Origin of the sequence: Candidatus Methanodesulfokora washburnensis (assembly GCF_003947435.1) — an archaeon.
Lineage (GTDB): Archaea > Korarchaeota > Korarchaeia > Korarchaeales > Korarchaeaceae > Methanodesulfokora > Methanodesulfokora washburnensis.
This window is the reverse complement of sequence record NZ_RCOS01000076.1, coordinates 1-16103: the sequence shown is the minus strand read 5'-3', so window position 1 is coordinate 16103 and position 16103 is coordinate 1. Positions and strand designations below refer to the sequence as shown.

Here is a 16103-nt window from a genome sequence, read left to right as displayed (position 1 = left end):
GAACAAATTTTATAAATTTTTTTATCCAACGTTCAGCGTGCCCGGCACTGTGAAGTTCAAGTTCTACTTGACAGCTAGAGAGGTCATAGGATCAAAGGAACTCCTGATCCAGTTGGATGAGATGAAATTGAGCAAAGCAATGGAGCTTCTGAGAGAAAGACTTGGTGATAAGGCATCTGTCATATTCAACAGTGATGGAAGCCTAAAATCCCATTATACTGTCATAGTGAATGGAAGAGTTGCCAGATCCATGGATCTGGAGCTCTCCGATGGATCTGAGATACAGCTTCTCCCACCAGTTGGAGGAGGCTAAATTAGATACAACGGAGCTCACCGAAAAATTAACAAGCTTAATTATTTAGAAAGGATTGAAAACTTTCTAGATCGAGTGAACGCTTCCACAAACAATTGAGGAGAAAAGATTATAAAACAAGTAAATCTAGTTTACCTAGTGTAACTAGATGAACCAGTCTAACCAAGGAAAGAAGAGGCTCGTTGCTATTAAGAATTTTGACATTGAGACCTACAGGCTGGTCAAGACCTATGCTTCCCTAGAGGGAAGAACTGTTGCATCCATATTTGAGGAAGCTGTCAGTTCATGGCTTGAGAGCAGAGGAAATTATGAGGAGATTAGACTTTGGACAGGGCTTGAGCAAGCTTACAAGGAAAACTTTGAGGTATTTAGGGAGAATCGATCGATTTTTAAGAATCATGGAGAGGGATATGTTCTTATATGCGACCAGCGGATTATCGGGATATTCAGCGACTATGATGAAGTTCTGAGGAATTTTAGGGAAAATTGCAGGAGGAATGCTCTTGTAATAAAGCTCCCTTATGAGAAGGAGGAGTTGGAGCTGGGCTTGCCATGGTGAGGTATATGTCGGCGTACTTTAAGAATGATAAGCAGAACTTCCTGCCTGTTGTCAGGGCCATTCTTCGCAGTCCATTGAACGATAAATCTCTAGAGATGGAGTTCATAATTGATACAGGATTTCAGGGAGGGATACTTGTGCCTCTCAGTACGTATATAGACCTCGGACTTAACAGACTTGAGGAACCAAAGGTATCAGCCCGAACAGCTGTTGGAACAGTAGTGGAGCTTAGGACTTCCAGAGCAATAGTTAGGATTGGTGATCTAGAGTTTATGTGTAGTGCATACACAACACTCGGCGTGAAAAACCCCCTGATAGGAAGAGAGGTCCTCAAAAAAGCAGGTCTGCTTTACAGACCACCAACAGAAATAAGAATAGGGATTTAATAAATTCAAGTATATTAGCAGGAAGGTTTATTGATAAAGCATGGGCCTGGAAAAAGGCTATATTCCTGCTGAATAGCAGCTATTCACCTTATTGAGGCAAATCAGAAGGAACACATGCGCACACATGAGAAAAATTCATCCCATCCTCAGAATCTTTATCTCTTCTACCTCAACATCCTTATTTCCATTCAGATCTTGCCACTTTATTATTATATAAGAAATTGGGCGCTGACTAAAAGTAGGGATCCTAGAAAGGAGCAAAAGAGCTGCCCTCGTGCCATATCTGTGAGTTCCCATTACATATATTTTTCCTCCCTTCATGAGTATAACTGCATAATCCACCTCCTGCCACTTGCTCCTGTAAATAGCCCCTTCTACGATCAGCTCATCTCTTCTGAAGCTTATGTCCGATTCCTCTGCTGCAGCAGCGCTCATGTAGTTTACAAAGGGTCCACCGACTATTATATCTCCGCTCGGCATGAACACAGGTGATTCGAAGCAAAGCCTGACGGATTGGGCGTCAGCTGATGAGAATACAGTGAATGTAGATTGCAGGACGGATATGGGAATGCTTATAATGTTATTGTTCTCATCGAGCTCTTTTATGCCATTTGTGTCGTCAATGAACACGTTTACAAAGTATTTACCAGGAGGGAGACCGAAAATAACGAAAGATGCTGTGTATTCCGCCCATGTTTCTGCCTTCAGACCAATTCTCTGGAAGGAACCAAGAAGATAACCTGATCCCTCCGTCTCCCCTATGTAAACTCCAGTTCTGTACGGCCCCGATGCCTTCTTCCCTGCATTAGACTCGATCCACTTTACTGTTATAGCTCCTCCCTGATGAATTGAGGAGGGTTGAACCTCCACATTATGCACTCTCAGATCTGGATATGCCTCTACTACAAATATTGGGCATGTTGCCCTATTGTTGTCCTTGTTGAGTTCTGCGGTTTTGTTGTCGTCATTAACAAATACAGTTATATAATACTTTCCAGGTGGAAGCTCTAGAGGAATAGTGAGATTGACAGAATAACTCATCGAACTTCTTGCAAGCAAAGTGTGCTGAAAATGAGCTAGACAGATACCTTTTTCATACTCCTTTGTTTCCAGATAGATCCCAACGCTATAAGATGCATCTGCATCTCCGATGTTCCTTTCAGTCCACTTAACGGTCAGAGTATCCCCTTGATGGATGGTAATGGAAGGCTCCAAGCTCATGTCGCTTACCTCCAAATCTGGCATTGCCTGCGAAGTCATGATCTGGAGGGGAAGGAACAAGGGAATGAGGAAAAGCATCCAGATAAATGCTGCTTTCACTCAGTCACCATTCGGTTCTGAACTCAATAGCTTATAAGCTTTTCATTTAAGATTTAATAGTTGGGAAATTAGTATTTTTAAGGCACTTGAATAGGAACAAAACTGATCAAATATTTCTGTCATTCATTAGTGCACTGCAGTTTCTTCATAATCTCCTCTATGCAGGATATCCTGAAGTTAAATGGCTCTGGTAGATCTTCCCTAACTCCAACTCTCCTTGACCTGATGATGCAACTAGGATCAATTCTCAATCCATCTCTTAGCTGAAGTTCCTGATCGCAACTGCATAAAAAGGCCTTGTGATAACGCTTGTCCACATCCAGATATTTGGTAACACGACCGGGTCCCCATATCGGCTTGTCAAGAGGCCTGAATGTCATCGGATCCATCGGAATTATCCCTCTTATCAATACTGCTCCCAGCTTTTCATCCTCATGGGCAACTATGTTGAGAAGCCACTGTTTGTGAACTCCATAAACAAGAGCGGTGCAGGGCTCTCCCTGCATTGTTTTAGCCAGATCTCCTCCCTTCCTAGCCCTAGATGCCGGATCCTCTGGACCAAAATAGGGCTCCACTTCAATTATCATGCCCGCAACTCTCCTTCTCTTGTTCAGAATAACCTTGCCCAGCAGATCCATTGCAACTAGATCAGGCCTCCTCCTGAAGAATTCCTGCCCAAGTATCTTTTTCATAAAATCCCTCTTTTTAAGATCTCAGCCTCCTGGCATCTCCTTTTCCATGAGCTTGAGCATCTGCTTCATAGTTTCAGGCATTGTGGAAAGGCCTACTGATATCAGATGGAGCGAAGCTATGTAGAGGGCTGCAAGAAGAGTTCCTATGCTCTCCTCCTCCGGAAGACTTTTAAGGACTCTTTCGGCTATCTCCACGGCCTTATTTCTGTCTACTCTCTTCCGAATACTTGGTGAAGGGATCTGAATGGAGAATATATATAAATCTTCCTCGAACATTTTAAACTTTTTCCTTCATTATTCGAAAGAGGAATCTGTGGAAAGGATTAAATAGAAGTCCTTCACCATAGATAGATTGTTAGAGTACACGTCTCAATGCAAAGAGGATTGAAAGATCCCAAAAACCTTTTTTAAGAAAAGCTCCCTGGCCTCCCAGATGTCCCCCACCGCCATTCTCTTCAAGGTGAAAAGATAGATTTTAATACTTTTCTCGAGTCATGTATTGTCAGTATACTGACAAAGCTTTTTATATATCTTGTCAGTTAACTGACAAGATGGAGGAGCTAATATATTCCCAGAATCCCTGGTGGGAGTGGGAGAACTGGGAAACAAGAGACAGAGATCTGAGGAAATACAATGAAAGCAGGGTGAAATGGAGGCCCTCCTGGATAGATAAAATCTCTCTTGAGCCCTTCTCCATGAACATAGTGATGGGACCTAGACAGGTGGGGAAGACAACAGGAGTGAAGCTTCTCATATCGGAGCTCCTGAAGGGAAGAAGCTCAGAATCGATCTTCTACTTCAGTTGCGATCTTGCCTCCGATGCAAAGGAGCTGAGGAATGTCCTGAACTTCTACAGGAGGTTTAAGGAGAGAAATGGGGTGAAGAGCTCTGTTATCTTTCTGGATGAGGTCACAGGGTTGGAGGGCTGGTGGAGGATAGTGAAGGGATATGTTGATCTGGGCCTTCTGGAAAGGGATGTCTTGGTTCTTCTAGGCTCCGCTTCATTCAGGTTCAAAGGGTTCTCTGAGGCCTTTCCCGGGAGAAGAGGGATGGGAAGAACTGTAGAGGTCCTTCCTCTCAGCTTTCCGGAATATGCAAAGGTGAGAGGGGTTGAATTAAGGATCAGCGAGTACAGCAGAATTCTCTCAACTTTTGATGAATATCTTGAGACTGGAGGATTTCCCAGGAGCATAAATGGGGATGAAAGGTTTTCAGAGGATCTAATTGCCAGCATTGAGATGGACTCAGTTAAGGCAGGGAGAAATCCCAAGCTTCTAAGGCTTATAGCTAAATCGATAATAGAGAAGGCTCCCAGTGCCATCAGCTTCAACTCAATTGCAGGAGATCTTGGAATATCGCACAACACTGTCCATGATTATGTAAGGCTGATGGAGGACATGTTCCTCCTAGGAGTAGCTTACTTAAAGGAAGATGGGAAAATCCTCTACAGAAGGGAGAAGAAGATCTTCATCAGGGATCCATTCCTCGCAATATCTCTCTCAAAGCTTCTTGGGGCAGATCTCTCAAGAGCAGCTCTTCTTGAGTGGGTTGTTCAGGAGCATGTCCTCAGGGAATTCGGAGAAGTTTACTTCTGGAGGAATGGACTTGAGGTGGATGTTATCTCTGGAAAGCTGAAAGTTGAGGTTAAGGCTGGAAAGCCTCACAGAAGATATCCCAGAGATGTTACAGTTCTTTCTGAAGAGGATATACCGGCTTTCCTCCTGAACCTGAGGAGATAAAAGATATTGTTACAATAGAAGTATTATTTAGCAAGTTATTTCCAGCATGGAAGGCCTTTTTAGGTAGCATAAATCCATCCTTCAGCTCGCGAAAGAGTTATATGTTTGCATTCCTCTAAAGCTATTATGGAATATGAGATAAAGTACAGGCCTTCTTACAGCATGCTGGTTGTCAAGATGAATCCAGGTGAGACGATAACAGCGGAGGCAGGTGCGATGACCTACATGTCTCCCAACATTCAGATAAAGACGAGGGCAAGAGCCGGCATACTCGACACGATAAAGGTGGGAGTCCTAGGAGGTCAATCATTGTTTGTGAACGATTACACTGCAGTTGGAGGGCCGGGGGAGATGGGGCTTGTCGCAGCCCCTCTTGGGGATATAGAGAGGCTTGTTCTAGATGGCCACAACGGCTACATAATACAGAGATCCTCATATATAGCATCTGATCCAACTGTTGATCTGGACATAAAGTGGCAGGGCTTCACAAAGGGAATATTTGGACAGGGCCTTTTCATGATAAAGACATCGGGAAAGGGGAATTTATTCATAAACACATTTGGAGCAATAGATAGGCATCATCTATCGGCAGGGGAGAGCCTCATAGTTGACAACTTCCATTTAGTCGGCTTCTCCGACACATGTTCTTACAAAGTTAGAAGAATAGGTGGGTTGAAGGAGTTTGTGCTGAGCGGAGAAGGCCTTGTTGTGGAGATCACCGGCCCTGGTGATGTCCTTATCCAGACAAAGAATCTGGCTGAATTTGCCGACTGGCTCTGGCATGTTTTTGAGCCGAAGATAAGGGCAATGATGAGGTCTAGATGATCAGAACATCATCTCTTGGATCCCAGAACTTGAAATTCCAGAAGCTATGAATTTAGTTCTAAAGAGCCTAAAATTTCCTTGATATCTCGCTTTTCCTTGTCCTCTCTTTTGGCTCCCATCTGAACCTCCAGAGACCCTCCAAAAAATCCTCAACAGCAATGCTGAGCTTGCCTGCCAGAATATTGCTGATAAGAGGCTCGCGATGAGCTGTGATATCACAATGTCAGCTTCAACGGGACCTGATTCAGCATCTTCAGCTATTGCCTTAATTCTAGCTGCAGATCTCACGATCCACACCCTGACAGGTCCTCCTGCTGTGTCGAAGAAGTCCTCCTTTGCATCCGGAGAAGGCCAGAGGCCCCAGTTCCCTGCCACTCCAGCAGGGATCATTAACTGTGGTGTATCGGCCTCATATCCGCTGTTGACAAGGGCCACGACCTCTCTAGCTTTCTCCCCTCTCTTCACCCTTAGCCTCACTCTTACCGCCATGGGAGATTCCCCTCACCCAGCCCACTCTCATCTCTTCGCTCTAATTCTTCCAACTCTCGCCATCAAGCCTCATAATGAATCTATTTAAGCATTGAGATTATTGTCCAAAACTTCCCGGAATCCAGTAAGATCTTAAAGTCACCTCTAAGGGCCAAATACAGAAACTGTAGGAGTTAGCAAGGAATCTTATCTAAGAGAAGGAGCTCAGTCCACCGGGAATCTCTGTAGCTTCTGCCAACTTTCCCATCAAAGTTTTTTAGCTAAGCAAGGGAAAATATTCATGTGAGAGCTGAAATTCTCTGGTGGCTTGAACAGGCCAAGAGGGACTTAAGGATGGCTGAGGAGCTGTTGAAATTGGGATTCTTTGAAGGAGCCGCATATCACTCCCATCAAGCCGGGGAGAAGGCTCTTAAAGCATTAGTAATAAAGAAAGGAGGTTATCACCTAACCCATTCATGTAAGTTCCTTCTTGATCAGCTCAAAGCTCAGAAAATGGATGTTGATGACATATACAACGATGCAAAGGAGCTTGATATCCATTATATGACCTCAAGGTACCCCAATGCAGCCAGTGCCCCTCCTTATGAGCTTTATGATGAGCTAAAGGCCAAAGAATTGGTGGGCAGAGCAAGAAAGCTGGTAGATTTCGTCGAGAGGAACCTAAAATGACCGAGCTAATGAGGGCCATAACAGGGCTTTTGAGAGAAATTCCCCTCAAAATAAACTCGGCTGTTCTCTTCGGCTCTCTAGCAAGAGGAGAGGATCTTCCATGGAGCGATGTCGATCTCCTGCTCATATCCAAGGACTTCTCAGGGATGAGAAAAGAGGATAGAATACGCCTTGTGCTCGACAAATGGGATTATATGAGGCCTTTAGAGCCAATTTGTCTATCTCCTGATGAGATATCGGAGGAAAATCCTCTTATCTGGGAGATCTGTATGGATGGAATTCCAATTGTGGATGATGGGACCTTCCGAGAGCTGAAAAAGAGGTGTATTGACCTCCTGCGGAGGAAGAGGATTGGGAGAAGGTGGTATGGATACGTACAGATGGAGCGATGAGGAACTATTACTTTTTAAAAGCAATCTAAAAATTGTTATTCTAAAGTTAAGACTTCAATATTAGTTTATCAGAAAGTTTCAGCCCTCTTTTCAGATATTCTCCCCAGCTTTCACAGTGCCCAGACTGAGCAAAAAGTTTTAATTTATAATATAAGAACTGAGACTAGAAGGAATCCGCTGACCCCATCGAAGCCAAAAGGTTTATTAGGAGCTTTCTTCAGTATGAGCCATGCGCTCTGGATTATCCTCAGGACCTGATGCCGGTCTTCTCTTAAGTATTACTGGCATTGTCCTATCCCTTCTGACCATGTTATCATCTAGCTGGCTCTCATTAGTCCCCCTTCTTCTAGTGGGATTTTCAGCAGGCTTTCAAAAGCCTCTTCTCAGGATAAAAGGCGGATTCAGGCTGAAATTTTCCTTATTAGGTCTAATTCTCACTGTTCTCCTGGCAACAGCCTTTATCCTTGTGTCCATACCGCCGATATACCTCTCCTGGATCTCTCTCTTCGCTTACATCTTCCTGCTGTCCCTGAGGGATCTCAAGCTCACAGCCGCATTCATTGTTGCAATAACGCTCTTTATTCCAGCTCTTTTCTATCTTGGAGGCTACATCACAGTGAGCAGCTACAACATAATCAGGGTTGCCGATCCTGAGGAGCTGAAGGGTGTGTTCAGAAGCAGAGAGTCTGTGGTCCTTGTCGGTCATGCGATGGCTGAGGTCCTGGCCAAGACAAGGCTAACTCCCAACGAGAAAATTGTTGATTGGGAGGAGATAGCGATAAATGGGACTCCCTACTGGATATTCGCAGTTACACCGGCCAATACAATTGCTCAGAACTATGTGAGCAAGCTGATACTTGTTCATGTCCAGACGGGTGAGGTTCTGGTGAAGGAAGTTCACATGACAGTCGGCTCGGGGCTTTGGTGGACGAACAATGTCAGGTGGAGGACCTACCTTCTGACAGCCCAGCCAATCGGGAATGTATACCCATTTGTCCTCGGGGAAGAGCCATACTTTGCAGCATGCTCAAATAAGCCCATCAACTTGGGCCTTTCCATCATTCCGGGGGATGTATATGTCTACAGGAGCGATGGAAGCCTTAGGGTTGTGCAGCAGTTCAGCGAAGACAGATCCCTTCCTGAGGACTATGATTGGGATTACTTAGATGGATACATAAAGGATTGGCTATACTTCTTGGCTGAAACAAACCCTGTTAGCTTCACCATCATTCCTAGAGGTTTTCTCTGGATACCTGCGAGCCAGCACAGTCAGGATCTCCTGAACATGACGCTCCTCATTCCAGGTAAAGAGGGAGGGACTTTGAGGGTTTACTTTGGCATAAGTCCGGCAAACCCGAACAGCATCGTATCGATACTGATAGCAAACAACACAGGAGTTTACTACTATGATGTCAAGAGAATCGGGATATACAGCCCCCACTATGTCCAGTCCCTTGTCCAGAGCAAGCTTCCAGCGATAAGCGGCGGCCGCTTATACGCGAAATATGCCCAGCTTGTCTACATTGATGGATACCTATGGATTGTTCCCATTTATGCCCTGACATCTGTAACTACTCTGTGGGGAGTGGCTGTTGTGAACGCGACAAGCCCTCAGCAGATGCAGATATACCAGTACAGCCCTTCTTATGGAGCTTACACAGATTTTCTCAGGGCTGTTTTCAGCATAAAGCTTTCTTCTCAAGGGAACATGACATGCAGGATTGTTGAAGGGATAATATCCCAGAGGATGGAGTTCGTCTACAGAGGGGATACGTATCTGGCTCTTACAGTGGGAAATTCGACATATTATGCAACGCCTGACATCGGCTTGAGGGACTTCCTTAAACTTCTGGCTGTCAGAACAGGGGATTATATCAAGCTTTGCGTCTCAGATGACAGAATAGTCCATGTTATGGAGGGCTAACTTATCTTCTGTTTTTCCCTTTTAAAGATCCATATCGTGGGACTATTAGAAGAACGAAGAGAAAAGCAGGAGGAATTTTCATGAGAAGTTCCAAGGGAGAGAGGGCTATCGTGAGGACTGAGCTGCAGAAAAACACTGCAGCACAGCGGGCTCAGGATTTTTCTCTCTATCTTAGGAGCACCGGAGATTATTATTCGATCCCCTTCATCCCTTACTCTGGCATTTGTCCCTGCCAATAGGAGGAATGCGTAGAGATCAGCGCCCATTCCTATCGAGTTTACCAGATACATGGAGAGAAAGAAAGAAGATAGTTTTATGAGAGGGATTAGCTGGAGGAATGAGACGATATTCGCCCCATCTCATAGGGAATTGATATAATCCCCCTTCTCTCCATGAAAACGATAAGACCGAATAGATCGGATGGAGAAAGACCATGTTCTAAGGAATCCTTGAGCGTTATCTTCTCCTTCTCCCTGAATGTTTCGGCAGCTTTCAAAAGCTTCTCCGAATTAGGTAGAAAAGCGAACTCTTTCTTGGAGAATGGTCTCAAAAATTTCACATCTAATCCATCGGAGGCAATTTTTCTGGCTAAATCAATTATCAGGAGCCTCTGGCTTAGAGGGGGATGAGCATTTCTCTGGGGGATTATCAGATAGCGGGCTTTTGGTGTAATATCGCTGAGTCTTACAGCTTTTTTCTTCTCTCTTCTTGGGAGAAAGAAATAAAGCTCGGAAAAGGTGCCAAAATCAAACTTTCTGGACCTAGATAGCTTTAGAAGGGCACTTTTCAGGCCTTTATGATGCGACAGAGCTGAGATAAAATCCGCTCTAGCTTCACGTAGCTCCAATGGTACACCTGTACTCGTGAGAGCAAGGTAGGACATCATTAAAGAAACTGCTACGATTAAAAAATAAATACCAGCGCTCACTATTGAAGAAATAATCGTTGTTGAGGCAGGGAGAGAGTATTTTCCGATGAAAGTAAAGATGATCGGTAATAAAACAAATAACTGAGACCATGAAATTGCAAGAAGCTTCGAAAATCTTGGCCTAAGACATTCGTAAAACCTAGCTAAGCCGTCAAATTTCAGGTGCACGAGCTCATGCAAAGCTATTGCTTCTAATTCTTCCTTACTAAAAAACTTTAGAGAAAGGTTAGAAAAGACCAATAGATTAGATTCTTCTGTGGAAAGAGAAAATATCATATTAGGAGATCCTGATGTTAACATTGCCCTTACATTTTTGATTGCCATTCTTTCACTCAGTTCATTTATAATCTCCTTTAGCTTGGTAGGAGCTTCTTCTAACTTACTCCTAGGGAATAAAATCTGTATGAGAGTTTTTACAATATATAGAGTTGGTATACTTCCGACAATTAGTAGCGGATACGTTGATATAAAGAAATCAATAGGGAATGTGCTGTATTGTATTAGTAAAAATATAATAAAAAAATACCAATAAGCTGCTAGCAATAATGCCAATATAAAGAAAAGAATTAGGAAACCCAGCCTCGCCATTGTAGCTTCTAATGGTTTAGCTGATCCGAATGCATAACTTTTCATAGTTTTTTGTTTATAAAGACTAAGTGTAAATATATATGCAGACAATAAGATGCAATTGAAGATAAAATCTGGTAGCGGTAGAAGTGTTATTATTATTGCTATTAACGAAATAGCAGCTAAATGTATTAGACTAGTTATTAGTTCATATTTTCCTAATTTTGATATATTCATCTTTTTTAATCCATTTATGATATCTTTTGTACTATACCCTGCATATCTAGTTATTTCAATAACAAGAGGGAGGGATAATATAAGACCAAAAGTAATATATAATATATCATTAATATAGCCAGATAGAAGCATAAATAGAAATATTAAGATCTCGAATGCAAGTGTCAGTATAGTTATTTTAAATGGAAATAGTAGTATGCGACGAAAACGGCGAAGCATAAAGGTAACCTTTCCCTACGGTTAAGATCTAAAAATACATGTTCACTGCCTCCTCCACTTTCTTTCTCTTCTCCTTTACCAAGAATTCTGCAGCCTTCTTAATAGCCTTTCTTATCTCAATAATATACTCCTCTGTCCAACGTGGTGATACAAACTTCAAGGATGGGACTCTTTCAGTCTTACGAGATATCTCCTCCATCAAATTTTCAAGGAGTTTACTGAGCTCCTCCTCACTCAGAATTCTCTCTATATAACCTATGAAGTTCCTTAGTCTCTCTTCGATTTTATCATCCACTAAGGAGAGAAGATCCTGGATTAAGAGGGAAAGATCTCGGGATCGATCCACAGAAGATCTTTAGGAGAGACTATTTAAAAACTTTTCTCCGCTTCCAGCAAATTTTCCATGTCCAACACGACTAAAAGCGAGAAAATCTCCTCTAATTTAAATCCCGCTTCTCTCAAATCGTTCATCGATATAATTCCTCTTTTCACCAGCTCAGCAGCCTTAGCAGCCATATAAAGCCTATCTGCAGGGAAAGCCCTTAAAAGTACCTTTAAGAGCGATCTATCATCGAGGACTTTTGATACTCTCAATCCCTCAGTTAGGAGAGCATCTGCAAGATGTGTAATGAATGCTCTATCATTGACCTCTGGATGCCTTTTCATAGAAGGAAAGATTAAATCTTTTAGGCTTATTTCTGGAGATGAGATATCTTTAAGTCTTCTTCCGGTGTACTTGAACTCCTTGACCCCATAGATCTTCGATAAGGCTTCTCTCATCCACCTTCCCCCAGCGACCAAGGAAGCTATGAAGTTAGCTCTCATTTCTCTGAAGGACAGGGTTCTCACATCCGGCTCAAGACCTATCGCTATGGAGAGAATCAGGAGGAAAAGGGAAAGGGACATTACCAAGGACTCAAGGTCTAAATCCACTAAAATTGAAACATCCTCTGTTAAATGGAACAGTAGAATTCCGATTAGAGAAAAGAAATTAAAAAGAAAGGAATAAATGGAGAACTTTAGGAGCTCAGACTTTAAGAACTCAACAGTTCTGGCCTCAGCATCCAGCTTAAGATGAACGAGTTCATGTGCTATCACAGTTTTTATCTCTTCCCTTCTTAACCTCAGTAAATCTAGGGGAAGGCGTATCAAAAAGCCTTTTTTTGCAGACGGACACTGATATATCCCTTATTGAAGAATTTTCGACTTTTATTAGAGGAATTTCAACCTTAATCTCCTCAGAAACCTCCTTTATAATGGATTTAAGCTCCTCAGGCACGTTGGTATTCAAAGGTATGCTATCAAAAATTCTCATAGTATGCAGGATCCTCTTCCCCATCAGAAGAAGAATTGCAACTGGAGGAAGAATTAACAAAGAGAATAGGGAGAAGAAGGAATTGGATAGCATGAGATCAAGGAAAAGTGAGAATAAAAAATAAATTCCAGTCCCTAAGAAGAGTCCCACAGGTAAACTCCATATTACAAGGTTTCCTTGCCTGAAGAACTTGGAATAACGGGTTTCAGAGAGATAATGTCCTCCTCCTGCCATGAGTTGAGTTAAAATTGATGCAAAAAGAACGACAGCAGAAACATTAAAGATAGGATAGGTAAGAAAGGGCACTGGAAAAATGGCACAACGGAGAGAGAGTATTGATGCAACAAGAAGAACAACAAGAAATGCAAACATTGAAAGAAAATCCCTTTCATACCTTGCCCTTATTCCCAGCTCTGTCAGCAGATCCCTCAAAAACTGAAAGAGCTCTGAGGATCGCATCAATGATATCTCACATAAAGTTTTAAAGAGATCTCTGGCTGGTGTTCTGTGAGCTCCTCTCTTGATGCACCGAAAGAACCTCCTTCAGTTAACGAAAAAGCACTTATGGATTCTTATAAGATGCCCATTTTGTTTCTTCTCCTTCCATTGAGAGGGAAAGTGAGGCAGATCAGCGAGAAAAGAGAGCTTTCTTTGACCTTAAAAATCGGGAAGTATCTTAACTCTAGTTATTTTAAGCTTGGTGAGACTTATTTGCCAGATATTAAGCAGAGAGCCATTGTAATAAGGAAGGATGAGGAAAAGAGCATCATTGTAATTCCGGGTTACGGAATAGAGGAATCTCTCTCCTTTAGGGAGTTCTTGGAGAACTGTTATAGTGCACTGAGGGAATATGAGCCCGATGAAGAGTTCGAGTGCATTGTCTACATAACGAATAGCGAGGAGAAGTTCTGGAATGTGACAAAATTGCCAGGAGATCCGGAATTTTGCAGGATGAAAGAATACTACATACCTCTTAGAAAAATGGGAAGGATTCTGATGGGATTCAGGAGGATCGGAGCTGTGGTCTCAGATGAGGAAGTGGAGGAGATATCAGCTCTCCTCATATCAGTAGTAGCAATAGCTATAATAATGGATATGGATCTCTTTGACGTCAGGAGAAAGCTGGATTACTGGATCAAAAGACTGAAAGAGGAGCTTAGAGCCGAGGACTACAGGAGGCTTTCGGAGGATATAATCTCCTTCTCCAATATCACAGAGGAATACATCTTTCTGAGACAGTGCAGATCCGAGATATGTGCAAGGATTCTGATGGAGTTCAGGGAGGTCAACGGAATCGACATGATATGGAATGAGGTTAAGATGAAGCTTGACATGCTAAGAGGATACATGAGCTCAGCTCTCAGCCTGAATGCTGAAGAGAGCTCAATGGAGGTTCTTAGGGAGGTTGAGACTATCAGCAGACTTTCGAATGCAGTGAATGATGTGATGAATCTAGTGAATCTAATAGCAGCTGCGGGAGTGGCATTTGGGCTATCTGGGAGCGTAAGTTCTCTTCTCAGGGTTCTCCCAGGGGCATGGAATGATCTTCTCTGGGGCATCTTTCTTTTTCTTCTCTCCTTCCTCACAATATACTCCATTGCTAATGCATGGAGAAGAAGATCAGAGCCACTTGTTAGGCTTGAATTCGACGAGGGGGAGCTTATAAAGATCAACAACGAGGAATTCGGAAAGATGAAGGAAGGAAAAGCGGGAGATATAAAGTTTCATGAGATTCTATGCGATTTTTCAGGCATAAGCAGAAGAATAGTCTGGAGGGCGAGAAGAACAGGATGGAGAAGTCTTATCCTAGGAAGCGAAGCCACTATATCAATGTACGTGGACAGGAACATGAGGGTCTATAAGGTGCTGTGCGAGATGAGTGGTCGCTATGCAAATACTGAAACTTCTAGGGAAATTGTGACATCCCTCTTGTACAAACTTAAATCCTCAAATCAGTTGGAGGAGAGGGAGGAGGGGGTATTTTTGAGGGATTACAGAATGTACTCAGCGAAGATAAAGGACGATAAGCAGGAACGATAGAATCACGATGATATTCGCAAACTCCTTCAGCAAAGGTTTTTTATTAAATGCTTGTTCATGGATGATAGAAAGACTAGAAGTATATTAAATCAATTATCTTTCCGGAGGCGAGAAGAAGGGATGAGGACGAGCTTATGATAAGGGAGCAGAGGAGTAACATTATCTGGATGGATCAAGTGCATGCACATCGAAACTTGTACTAGGAAGAATTAGTTCTAAGGACAGTCTTTAACTTATGTTTGCTTCTGCACCTCTAATGTGACATTTTCCAGCTACTCTTCTATCACTATCTCGAACGGAGGCTTTAGAACCTCTATTGAAAAGTAAACATCGCAATCCTCACATTTGTATACGACTTTCCCATCTTTTGTCTTTCCAATAGGTCTTAAGTTCTCATCACTTCCGCAAAATGGACAATTGCTTATCTCATACGACATTAGAAATCACCTAGTGTTGGAATGATGGTTATTTATAAAGTTTTCGCACGCAAAATTTTTGAGGAATTGCAGAAAATGTTTGCTTTCACGTAAGCTCTGTAAGAATTCTTTCTAATGCCGTTAGAAAGCTTTTAAAAGATAAGAAGATTAAAATAAAATTTTAGTTTTATTTAAATAAATAACAGTTAATAAGGGACAAGGTGCTGGAATTGTGATGAAAACTCGCATCCACCTTGTTGTCCTCATCTCCCTTCTTCTCCTAGGCACATCAATTGCTGAAGCTCAGGAGGTAATTTGGAAGCTAAAGTTGGGTGGAATTCCGACAGCAATCTCAATCTCGCCCGATGGATCCAAGATAGCAGTGGGCACAGACAACGGCTATATCTACTTAATAAGTGCTGATGGAAGCATTATCTGGAGCTACAGATTGGGAGATCAGATAGGCTCTGTCTCCATCTCCCAAGATAGAGTTGCTGTTGGATCCAGATATCTATACGTGTTCAGCACAAGCGGCCAACTGATCTGGAAGTATACAGCTGGCGGAGGCGTTTATCCGGTCTCCCTGTCCTCAAGCAGCTTGAAAGTGGCAGCAGGGGCAGGGGATTGCTGTGTGTATCTGCTGAGCCCCAGCGGAACGATTCTGTGGAGGTACAATGTAAGCGATTCAATATGGTCAGTCTCAATATCATCAGATGGCTCCAGAATAGCTGTGGGAACAGATGGCGGCAAAATTTACCTTTTCAGCGGAAACGGGGGGATTATCAGAGTGTATGATGTTGGTTACACTGTGTACTCAGTCTCCCTTTCTCAGGATGGCTCAAAGCTGGCCGCAGGCTCCAAGGATGGCTATGTCCAATTATTCGATATCAATGGGCTCTTGTGGAGGTACAATACAGGAGATTCTGTTGGCTCCGTCTCCATTTCACCGGACGGATCCTATATAGCTGCCGGATCCGGACGCTATGTTTACCTATTCAATGAAAGCGGGAAGGTCATCTGGAAGTATGACCTAGGCAATGTCTGGTCCGTGTCCCTCAGCAAAAGGATAGCCG

General features: G+C 42.9%; 20 protein-coding genes. 10 read left to right on the top strand and 10 right to left on the bottom strand.

The features are described from left to right. Nucleotides 1–37: 37 nt before the first annotated feature. From D6D85_RS06155 to D6D85_RS06145, 3 genes are all read left to right on the top strand, one after another. On the top strand, nucleotides 38–313 hold the full coding sequence (locus D6D85_RS06155) for a MoaD family protein (RefSeq protein ID WP_125671197.1): 276 nt from the start codon (nucleotides 38–40) through the stop codon (nucleotides 311–313). Nucleotides 314–461: 148 nt separating this feature from the next. Continuing rightward, on the top strand, nucleotides 462–872 hold the full coding sequence (locus tag D6D85_RS06150) for a hypothetical protein (RefSeq protein ID WP_125671196.1): 411 nt from the start codon (nucleotides 462–464) through the stop codon (nucleotides 870–872). A 5-nt stretch (nucleotides 873–877) separates the two neighbouring features. Next, on the top strand, nucleotides 878–1258 hold the full coding sequence (locus tag D6D85_RS06145) for a clan AA aspartic protease (protein WP_161969719.1): 381 nt from the start codon (nucleotides 878–880) through the stop codon (nucleotides 1256–1258). Between the two features lie 135 nt (nucleotides 1259–1393). Here D6D85_RS06145 and D6D85_RS06140 read toward each other — a convergent pair whose 3' ends face one another. From D6D85_RS06140 to D6D85_RS06130, 3 genes are all read right to left on the bottom strand, one after another. Next, nucleotides 1394–2503 (bottom strand): CARDB domain-containing protein, encoded by a 1110-nt coding sequence (locus D6D85_RS06140; RefSeq protein ID WP_272914420.1) that lies wholly within the window; start codon nucleotides 2501–2503, stop codon nucleotides 1394–1396. A gap of 194 nt (nucleotides 2504–2697) precedes the next feature. Then, nucleotides 2698–3270, bottom strand: coding sequence for a DNA-3-methyladenine glycosylase (locus D6D85_RS06135; RefSeq protein WP_125671193.1), 573 nt, complete (start codon nucleotides 3268–3270; stop codon nucleotides 2698–2700). Between the two features lie 21 nt (nucleotides 3271–3291). Beyond that, nucleotides 3292–3546, bottom strand: coding sequence for a hypothetical protein (locus D6D85_RS06130; RefSeq protein WP_125671192.1), 255 nt, complete (start codon nucleotides 3544–3546; stop codon nucleotides 3292–3294). Between the two features lie 275 nt (nucleotides 3547–3821). Between D6D85_RS06130 and D6D85_RS06125 the strand changes: the two genes are divergently transcribed. Continuing rightward, entirely contained in the window at nucleotides 3822–5009 is a 1188-nt protein-coding gene (locus D6D85_RS06125; RefSeq protein WP_237558774.1) for an ATP-binding protein, read from the top strand. A gap of 126 nt (nucleotides 5010–5135) precedes the next feature. Then, entirely contained in the window at nucleotides 5136–5834 is a 699-nt protein-coding gene (locus D6D85_RS06120) for a TIGR00266 family protein (protein ID WP_125671190.1), read from the top strand. Here D6D85_RS06120 and D6D85_RS06115 read toward each other — a convergent pair whose 3' ends face one another. Further along, complete coding sequence (locus D6D85_RS06115) at nucleotides 5835–6323, bottom strand: hypothetical protein (protein ID WP_125671189.1); 489 nt, start codon at nucleotides 6321–6323, stop codon at nucleotides 5835–5837. Between the two features lie 282 nt (nucleotides 6324–6605). On the opposite strand from D6D85_RS06115, the gene D6D85_RS06110 reads away from it, so the two are divergent. The 3 genes from D6D85_RS06110 to D6D85_RS06100 all read left to right on the top strand — a co-directional run bounded on the left by D6D85_RS06110 (nucleotide 6606) and on the right by D6D85_RS06100 (nucleotide 9308). After that, a complete protein-coding gene (locus D6D85_RS06110; protein ID WP_237558773.1) occupies nucleotides 6606–6992 on the top strand; it encodes a HEPN domain-containing protein in 387 nt (128 codons plus the stop codon). Next, entirely contained in the window at nucleotides 6989–7384 is a 396-nt protein-coding gene (locus D6D85_RS06105; RefSeq protein ID WP_125671187.1) for a nucleotidyltransferase domain-containing protein, read from the top strand. Before D6D85_RS06110 ends, D6D85_RS06105 begins: the two co-directional genes overlap by 4 nt. Before the next feature lie 229 nt (nucleotides 7385–7613). Then, entirely contained in the window at nucleotides 7614–9308 is a 1695-nt protein-coding gene (locus tag D6D85_RS06100; RefSeq protein ID WP_125671186.1) for a hypothetical protein, read from the top strand. Here D6D85_RS06100 and D6D85_RS06095 read toward each other — a convergent pair. The 5 genes from D6D85_RS06095 to D6D85_RS06075 form a co-directional block, all read right to left on the bottom strand. Continuing rightward, nucleotides 9305–9598 (bottom strand): hypothetical protein, encoded by a 294-nt coding sequence (locus D6D85_RS06095; protein ID WP_125671185.1) that lies wholly within the window; start codon nucleotides 9596–9598, stop codon nucleotides 9305–9307. The two genes, D6D85_RS06100 and D6D85_RS06095, sit on opposite strands and share 4 nt — an antisense overlap. Before the next feature lie 35 nt (nucleotides 9599–9633). Beyond that, nucleotides 9634–11172, bottom strand: a complete 1539-nt coding sequence (locus D6D85_RS06090; protein ID WP_125671184.1) for a hypothetical protein — start codon at nucleotides 11170–11172, stop codon at nucleotides 9634–9636. Between the two features lie 115 nt (nucleotides 11173–11287). Beyond that, complete coding sequence (locus tag D6D85_RS06085) at nucleotides 11288–11605, bottom strand: hypothetical protein (RefSeq protein ID WP_125671183.1); 318 nt, start codon at nucleotides 11603–11605, stop codon at nucleotides 11288–11290. Between the two features lie 23 nt (nucleotides 11606–11628). Beyond that, nucleotides 11629–12357 carry a hypothetical protein gene (locus tag D6D85_RS06080; RefSeq protein WP_125671182.1) on the bottom strand — a complete coding sequence of 243 codons (729 nt, stop codon included), beginning with the start codon at nucleotides 12355–12357 and terminating at the stop codon, nucleotides 11629–11631. Further along, nucleotides 12344–13033 (bottom strand): hypothetical protein, encoded by a 690-nt coding sequence (locus tag D6D85_RS06075; RefSeq protein ID WP_125671181.1) that lies wholly within the window; start codon nucleotides 13031–13033, stop codon nucleotides 12344–12346. Before D6D85_RS06075 ends, D6D85_RS06080 begins: the two co-directional genes overlap by 14 nt. Nucleotides 13034–13081: 48 nt before the next feature. On the opposite strand from D6D85_RS06075, the gene D6D85_RS06070 reads away from it, so the two are divergent. After that, on the top strand, nucleotides 13082–14614 hold the full coding sequence (locus D6D85_RS06070; RefSeq protein WP_125671180.1) for a hypothetical protein: 1533 nt from the start codon (nucleotides 13082–13084) through the stop codon (nucleotides 14612–14614). 272 nt (nucleotides 14615–14886) lie between these two features. Here the strand turns inward: D6D85_RS06070 and D6D85_RS16210 are convergent, their stop codons facing one another. Continuing rightward, nucleotides 14887–15051 carry a hypothetical protein gene (locus D6D85_RS16210; RefSeq protein ID WP_161969717.1) on the bottom strand — a complete coding sequence of 55 codons (165 nt, stop codon included), beginning with the start codon at nucleotides 15049–15051 and terminating at the stop codon, nucleotides 14887–14889. Between the two features lie 214 nt (nucleotides 15052–15265). Here D6D85_RS16210 and D6D85_RS06065 point away from each other — a divergent pair. Next, nucleotides 15266–16103: WD40 repeat domain-containing protein (locus tag D6D85_RS06065; RefSeq protein ID WP_153184004.1), on the top strand; the 838-nt coding region annotated here is incomplete at its 3' end.

What these genes read in the sequence shown, in the direction of transcription:
- D6D85_RS06150 (WP_125671196.1), top strand. Translation starts at nt 462, where the DNA reads ATGAACCAGTCTAACCAAGGAAAGAAGAGGCTCGTTGCTATTAAGAAT.
- D6D85_RS06145 (WP_161969719.1), top strand. Translation starts at nt 878, where the DNA reads ATGTCGGCGTACTTTAAGAATGATAAGCAGAACTTCCTGCCTGTTGTC.
- D6D85_RS06140 (WP_272914420.1), bottom strand. Translation starts at nt 2,503, where the DNA reads ATGCCAGATTTGGAGGTAAGCGACATGAGCTTGGAGCCTTCCATTACC.
- D6D85_RS06135 (WP_125671193.1), bottom strand. Translation starts at nt 3,270, where the DNA reads ATGAAAAAGATACTTGGGCAGGAATTCTTCAGGAGGAGGCCTGATCTA.
- D6D85_RS06130 (WP_125671192.1), bottom strand. Translation starts at nt 3,546, where the DNA reads ATGTTCGAGGAAGATTTATATATATTCTCCATTCAGATCCCTTCACCA.
- D6D85_RS06125 (WP_237558774.1), top strand. Translation starts at nt 3,822, where the DNA reads ATGGAGGAGCTAATATATTCCCAGAATCCCTGGTGGGAGTGGGAGAAC.
- D6D85_RS06120 (WP_125671190.1), top strand. Translation starts at nt 5,136, where the DNA reads ATGGAATATGAGATAAAGTACAGGCCTTCTTACAGCATGCTGGTTGTC.
- D6D85_RS06115 (WP_125671189.1), bottom strand. Translation starts at nt 6,323, where the DNA reads ATGGCGGTAAGAGTGAGGCTAAGGGTGAAGAGAGGGGAGAAAGCTAGA.
- D6D85_RS06105 (WP_125671187.1), top strand. Translation starts at nt 6,989, where the DNA reads ATGACCGAGCTAATGAGGGCCATAACAGGGCTTTTGAGAGAAATTCCC.
- D6D85_RS06100 (WP_125671186.1), top strand. Translation starts at nt 7,614, where the DNA reads ATGCGCTCTGGATTATCCTCAGGACCTGATGCCGGTCTTCTCTTAAGT.
- D6D85_RS06095 (WP_125671185.1), bottom strand. Translation starts at nt 9,598, where the DNA reads ATGTATCTGGTAAACTCGATAGGAATGGGCGCTGATCTCTACGCATTC.
- D6D85_RS06090 (WP_125671184.1), bottom strand. Translation starts at nt 11,172, where the DNA reads ATGCTTCTATCTGGCTATATTAATGATATATTATATATTACTTTTGGT.
- D6D85_RS06075 (WP_125671181.1), bottom strand. Translation starts at nt 13,033, where the DNA reads ATGCGATCCTCAGAGCTCTTTCAGTTTTTGAGGGATCTGCTGACAGAG.
- D6D85_RS16210 (WP_161969717.1), bottom strand. Translation starts at nt 15,051, where the DNA reads ATGTCGTATGAGATAAGCAATTGTCCATTTTGCGGAAGTGATGAGAAC.